The following is a 6,499-nucleotide window of genomic DNA, read 5'->3' as shown; positions in this document are numbered from 1 at the left end:
GTTATTACCCATGAGGCGCGTCTTTCCCGGAATCGGACCTTGAAGCAGCGGAAGCTGACGGCGTCGGGCCGCCGCTTCTTCCATGAACTTTGCTGAGCGCGATTTTCAGGTCGCTGAGAAGCTCGGGCCAGCGCCGTGTCGCCGTGTCCTGCCGCCCGATCAGCACGTAGTCGTAGCCGTCTTTGGCTGCGAGGGGAAGGATTTCGGCAGCAGCCGCGCGCAGGCGGCGTTTGGTGCGGTTACGCAGCACAGCGCCACCGACCTTGCGCGTCACTGTGAAGCCGACGCGCGGAGGATTTTCGTCGTTTCTGAAATTGGCTTGAAGCACAACACCGCGCTCGACGCGTTTGCGTCCGCGGGCTGCGGCAAGAAAGTCGCTGCGCTTGCGCAATCGTTCGAGCTTGCGGTCCATCTGGCTGCCCGCAAGGGCACGAAAGGACGTGCCCGATGGGAAATGAGCCTCGATGACATGGGACCGTGAGGTCGTATCCGTCTGCACGGCGCCCGTTGTCACGGGATCAGTGTCAGGCGGAGAGCCGCTTGCGTCCCTTGGCACGCCGTGCCGCGAGCACCTTGCGGCCGCCAGGGGTCGCGGAGCGCGCACGGAACCCGTGGCGGCGCTTGCGGACAAGTTTGCTCGGTTGATAGGTCCGTTTCACGTCTCTTCTCCGGCAGATCTGGGCCGAGCCCGGTGCCTGCCATATGCTGGCTGGTCCGGCTCCGGGCGTCCCGCAGGGGCGCCTCGCTTGCCAATAAAAACAAGAGCCGCAGGCGTTGTCGCCCGACGGCTGTCTGGCGGGCTGTATAAGCGATAAGGCCCGCGGAAGTCAACGGCAGCCCGGCTATTTAGGCCCGCAATCGCACCCGGCACGAAGCCTCACATTAAGGTGATTGCCCCTTCCGTACCGTGAGATTGATACTAATCTGTCTCACGCATGGGGCGCGGGCAGGACATGGTCCGCAGGCTGGAGGATGTTCCTGATTTGTTTACTCATTCGCAGGGTGATCTTGCATGACGGACGCGTCCTCAGCCGACCGCAAAGGCCTTGTCCGCCGTTTTCTGCCCCTGATCCTGCTTGCAAGCGGGCTGATCGCCTTTTTCGCCCTCGGCCTTGATCGCTATGTGACCCTCGACACGCTGCGCGACAATCGGGAGGCGCTGACGGCCTGGGTTGCCGAAAACTGGCTGCTCGCCGCCCTTCTCTATGTGGGGGCCTATATAGCGATGGTCGCTTTCTCGCTTCCCGGCGCGCTGGTCGCGACGCTTTCAGGCGGCTTTCTCTTTGGTGTGCTGCTGGGCGGTATCCTCACCGTGATCGGCGCGACCATTGGCGCGACGCTCATCTTTCTGGCGGCAAAAACCGCCCTTGGCGATGCGCTCCGCGTACGGGCGGGGCCGGGGCTTCGGCGCATCGAGGAAGGCTTCAGCAAAAATGCGTTCAGCTACCTGCTGGTGCTGAGGCTGGTGCCGCTTTTTCCCTTTTTTCTCGTCAATCTCGCCCCGGCCTTTCTGGGGGTGCCCATCCTTACATATGTGGTGACGACCTTTTTCGGCATCATGCCGGGCACTTTCGTCTTTGCGAGTCTGGGCGACGGGCTTGGCGCGGTGTTTGAGGCAGGCCGCGACCCTGATCTCGGCCTCATCTTCGAGCCGCGCATCATCGGCCCCATTCTGGGTCTTGCCGCGCTGGCGCTTGTGCCTGTTATCTATCGCCGTTTTGCGGACAAGAACCGCTTTCCGGACGAGCCTTCCTGACAGGCTCGTTCCCTTCAGCCGGAGACCACATGGCCAGACGCATTAAGGCCGACATCTGCGTGATTGGTGCGGGATCGGGTGGCCTTTCCGTTGCCGCGGGCGCCGCGCAGATGGGCGCGCGTACCGTGCTCATCGAGCGCGATGAAATGGGTGGCGACTGCCTCAATACGGGCTGCGTCCCCTCAAAGGCGTTGATCGCGGCCGCGCGGCAGGCCTGGCGCATGGGCGCAGGAGAGGCTTTCGGCATTGCGCCCGCAGAAGCGAAGGTCGATTTCGCCAGAGTGCATGATCATGTGCATGGCGTGATTGCGAAGATTGCGCCGAATGACTCTGTCGCCCGCTTCGAGGCGCTGGGCGTCACCGTCATCAAGGATCATGCCCGCTTCATGGACGGGCAGACGGTGCTGGCAGGCGACAAGGAAATCACAGCGCGCCGCTTTGTCATTGCCACAGGCTCGCGCCCCTTCGTGCCGCTGATCGACGGGCTCGACAAGGTTCCCTATCACACCAATGAGACGATCTTTTCGCTGAAGGAATGTCCGGGCCATCTCATCATTCTGGGTGGCGGTCCCATCGGCATTGAACTGGCGCAGGCACATCGCCGCCTGGGCGCGAAGGTCACGGTCGTTGAAAGCGCAAAGGCGCTGGGCAGTGAAGATCCCGAACTTTCCGCCATCGTGATCGCGCGGCTTCGGCGCGAAGGGGTGGAGATCATCGAGGATATTTCCGTCACTTCCGTTGCGGGTAATGCGGATGGCGTAACGGTGACGCTCGCCGCGCAGCAGGGTCCGCAACAGCTCGAGGGGACGCATCTTCTCATCGCGACAGGCAGGCGGCCCAATGTCGAAGGCCTCGATCTCGAAAAGGCAGGTGTCGATTATTCGGAAAAAGGCTTGCGTGTTGACGAGAGGCTGCGCACCACCAACAAGCGCATCTTCGGCATAGGCGATGTCATTGGCGGCCCGCAATTCACGCATGTCGCAAATTACCATGCGGGCATTGTCATCCGGAATGCGCTCTTCCGTGTGCCTGCCCATGCTGATCATCGCGCCATTCCACGCGTCACTTATACGGACCCGGAGCTTGCGCATGTCGGCCTCACCGAGAGTGAGGCTCAGGCGGCAAATATGACGATCAACGTGCTTCGCTGGCACCTTGCGGAAAATGATCGCGCGCAGGCCGAACACGAGACGGAAGGCGTGATCAAGGTGCTGACGGATTCCCATTCGCGTGTTCTCGGCGCCACCATTGTCGCGCCACAGGCAGGCGAACTGATCCTGCCCTGGGTGCTTGCAAAGACGGAAGCATTGAAGCTGAGCGCCATGGCAAGCGTGGTTGCGCCCTATCCGACATTCTCTGAAATCAGCAAGCGCGCCGCCGGTTCTTATTACACACCGACGCTTTTCAGCAAAAAAACCAGGATGCTTGTGCGCTTTCTTGGCTTGTTCGGCTAAAGTCGGTGCCGGACATCCAGAAACGGAGTTGGCCGGCAAGCATGAAAGCAGCGGTGAAAAGCAAGTTGCACCCCTTGCGGAAGCGCCTCTCGGTATTGAGACGCCCGTTGAGAGGATCGCTTTCGAGCCGCCTGCTTGTCCTCATCGTGTCATTTGTCATGCTGGCGGAAGTGCTGATCTTTGTGCCTTCCGTGGCGAATTTCCGCCTCAACTGGCTGGAACAGCGCATCGCCGCTGCACAGATCGCTTCTCTCGCCCTCGAAGCGCCGCCGGACAACACCGTTTCGCCCGCGCTGCGCGAAGAGCTGCTTGAGAATGCGCAGGTCTATGCCGTCGCGCTCAACCGCGCTGATGCGCGCCGCCTCGTGCTTAGCGATGACATGCCGCCCATGGTCGATGCAAGTTTCGATCTGCGTGACACGATGAGCATGCGCCCCATCATGGATGCCTTCGACACGATCCTCGCAGGCGACGGGCGCATCGTGCTTGTGACGGATGAACCGCCATTCGGCGCGGGTGAATCCATCGAGATTGTTTTCGATGAAACGCCGCTCCGACATGCGATGATCCGCTATGGCAAGAATGTCTTTCTGCTCTCTTTCGTGATTTCCATCATCACGGCGGGGCTTGTCTATGTCGCGCTGCATTTTCTGCTCGTGCGCCCCATGCGCCGCCTCAAGGCGAATATGATTGCCTTCCGCGAAAACCCGGAAGATGCGCGCCGTGTGATGGAGCCTTCCGCGCGCGAGGATGAAATTGGTGTGGCCGAACATGAACTCTCGCTCATGCAGCGCCAGATCAGATCGACGCTGAGCCAGAAGGCGCGCCTTGCAGCGCTCGGCGCGGCCGTGTCGAAGATCAATCATGATCTGCGAAACATACTCGCAGGCGCGCAGCTTCTCTCCGATCGCATCGGCGCGATTGACGATCCGACGGTGCAGCATCTCGCCCCGCGCCTTTTTTCTTCAATTGATCGCGCCATCGATCTCTGCACGCAGTCGCTGAAATTCGGCGGCGCGAGTGAGCCGACGCCCGCACGAGAGATGATCGCCTTGCGGCCCCTTGTCGAGGAGGCGATGGACATGGCTTTCCCGGCGACGGACCTGTTCCGCCGCATCAATGATGTTCCCGAAGGTCTTCTCATTGATGCAGACGCCGATCAGCTCTTCCGCGTTCTCCTCAATCTCGCGCGCAACGCCGCGCAGGCACTGGTGGAAAAGACGGGTGAGGGCGCGGGGTTTCTGCATATCTCGGCGCAGCGTCTTGGCGGGCATGTTCACATAGATATATCTGACAACGGGCCGGGCCTGCCCCCGAAGGCGCGCGAGCATCTCTTCGAGCCTTTCTCGGGCGGCACGCGCACGGACAGCACCGGTCTCGGCCTCGCTATCTCGGCGGAAATTGTTCAGACGCATGGCGGCCATATCGAACTTCTTTCGACAGGTGCGGAAGGCACAAGATTCCGCATCTGCATTCCTGATCGGAATGCAAGGGAGCGGGAATGTCCGGGCGCGCTTGATGGTTTGAGGGCGGCACAATGAGCGGGGAAGAAGGGCATCTTCCTGCGGCAGAGAGAAACTGGGCGCTATTTCTCGATTTCGACGGAACGCTGACAGAGCTTGCGCCCTCGCCGGATGCAATCTCCATCGATCCGCGCCTGCAGGACATTCTTCTTTCGTTGGAAGCAGCGCTTGGTGGTGCCCTTGCGCTTGTGTCCGGCAGACCTCTCTCCCAGATAGACGAGCATCTTGGCCTGTCGCTGCCCGGCGCAGGCATTCATGGGCTGCAACTGCGCGAGACGCGGAATGGTGTTCTTCGTCCGCCGCCGACAGATGGTGCTGTCGCGGCAGTCGCTGCATCGCTCGCGCACATGGTGAAAGCGGACCCGCGCCTTCTTCTCGAAGAAAAGCCCGGCGCGGTCGCGCTTCACTATCGCCTCGCGCCCGAGCGCGAAGCGGAATGCCGCGCAGCAGTTGCCGCCGCACTTCAGGGGCAGCAAGGCCTCAGTCTGATTGATGGAAAGATGGTGCTGGAGATTAAGCCGGATCATGTCAACAAGGGCCGCGCCATAGCGCAGCTCATGGAAACACCATTGTTTCGGGGCCGCATTCCGGTCTTCGCAGGTGATGACAGAACGGATGAAGATGGCTTCAGGATTGTCAACGCCATGAGAGGCGTTACGATAAAGGTCGGGCAGGGCGAGACAGAGGCGGCCTGTCGCATCGCTTCGGTGGGTGCCTTGCTCTCATGGCTCGACGGGGTTGCGCGCTCACTTTCCGGCGTTGACCGGAAGTAGAAAAAGCGTCCCGGAAGAGCGTTGGCCTCTCACGGCCTCGGAACGCATTCAGCATCTGCACGTTCTTATCCTGGTGCCCTCGCCCGCGTGGGGCGGACGGGAGGCGCGGGAAACCTTTGATCCATTCTCGCATGTCGAAATGATCTCAGCCTTCTTTCCGAGGATATTGGCCCCGGACCGGCAAGCTTTGGGGTGGGTATCCTTAAACCTGTTCTCTGGTCGGGATCATCCATTCGGCGATGCGTCTGAGCAGGAAGTAGGAAGAGTTGGTATGAACCGCCTTGTTGTTGTGTCCAATCGCGTCGGCCCGGTCCGGGATGCGGCGCGCGCCGGTGGTCTTGCCGTCGCCCTTGTTGAAGCACTCAAATCAAGCGGCGGCCTCTGGTATGGCTGGAGTGGCAAGATAGCGGAATGCAATGGTGCGAAGCCGACAATCGAGGATGCAGGGGCGCTGACACTCGCCACACTCGATCTCTCACCTGATGAACATGCGGAATATTACAACGGCTTCGCCAATCGCTGCCTCTGGCCACTCTTTCACTATCGCATAGACCTCACTGCTTTCGATCGTCGCTACTATGAGGGCTATCGCCGCGTGAACGCGAAATTCGCAGCCGGTCTTTATCCGCTGCTGCGCGATGACGACACGATCTGGGTACATGACTATCACCTGCTCGCCTTTGGCAATGAGCTGCGCCATATGGGCGCGACGCAGGCAATCGGCTTCTTCCTGCATATTCCTTTCCCCGCGCGTGAAGTGCTCGCCTCGCTGCCGCACCATGATGCCATGGTGCGCGGCCTCTTTGCCTATGATGTGATCGGCTTTCAGACGGAGCGGGATTGCGAACGCTTCCGCGACTATGTCATCCGCGAGGCAGGCGGCCGCGCGCAGGGCGATACGCTGCATTGCTTCGGGCGCACCATCACCGTGCGCGCCTTCCCCATCGGCATCGATACGGAAGGCTTTGCCCGCCTCGCCGAGCAGGACAAGGA

The 6,499-nt window shown here is 61.0% G+C and carries 7 protein-coding genes; 5 read left to right on the top strand and 2 right to left on the bottom strand.

The annotated features are described in order from the left end of the window. Positions 1–4: 4 nt before the first annotated feature. Together rnpA and rpmH are read right to left on the bottom strand one after the other, a co-directional pair. Positions 5–514, bottom strand: a complete 510-nt coding sequence (gene rnpA / locus WBF74_RS13040; protein ID WP_424440607.1) for a ribonuclease P protein component — start codon at positions 512–514, stop codon at positions 5–7. Positions 515–524: 10 nt separating this feature from the next. After that, positions 525–659, bottom strand: coding sequence for a 50S ribosomal protein L34 (gene rpmH / locus WBF74_RS13035; RefSeq protein ID WP_424440605.1), 135 nt, complete (start codon positions 657–659; stop codon positions 525–527). 353 nt (positions 660–1,012) lie between these two features. Here rpmH and WBF74_RS13030 point away from each other — a divergent pair, with 353 nt between their 5' ends. From WBF74_RS13030 to WBF74_RS13010, 5 genes are all read left to right on the top strand, one after another. Then, a complete protein-coding gene (locus tag WBF74_RS13030; protein WP_424440603.1) occupies positions 1,013–1,756 on the top strand; it encodes a TVP38/TMEM64 family protein in 744 nt (247 codons plus the stop codon). Positions 1,757–1,785: 29 nt separating this feature from the next. After that, positions 1,786–3,210: a dihydrolipoyl dehydrogenase family protein gene (locus WBF74_RS13025; protein ID WP_424440601.1), complete on the top strand. Its 1,425-nt coding sequence runs from the start codon at positions 1,786–1,788 to the stop codon at positions 3,208–3,210. Positions 3,211–3,317: 107 nt separating this feature from the next. Next, complete coding sequence (locus tag WBF74_RS13020) at positions 3,318–4,751, top strand: sensor histidine kinase (protein WP_424440599.1); 1,434 nt, start codon at positions 3,318–3,320, stop codon at positions 4,749–4,751. Next, positions 4,748–5,506 (top strand): trehalose-phosphatase, encoded by a 759-nt coding sequence (gene otsB / locus WBF74_RS13015; protein WP_424440597.1) that lies wholly within the window; start codon positions 4,748–4,750, stop codon positions 5,504–5,506. Before WBF74_RS13020 ends, otsB begins: the two co-directional genes overlap by 4 nt. A 271-nt stretch (positions 5,507–5,777) precedes the next feature. Then, positions 5,778–6,499: alpha,alpha-trehalose-phosphate synthase (UDP-forming) (locus WBF74_RS13010; RefSeq protein WP_424440595.1), on the top strand; the 722-nt coding region annotated here is incomplete at its 3' end.

It is taken from the genome of Parvibaculum sp., assembly GCF_049672805.1.
Taxonomy (GTDB): domain Bacteria; phylum Pseudomonadota; class Alphaproteobacteria; order Parvibaculales; family Parvibaculaceae; genus Parvibaculum.
The sequence above is the reverse complement of the archived record's forward strand: the minus strand, read 5'-3'. Positions and strand labels throughout refer to the sequence as shown.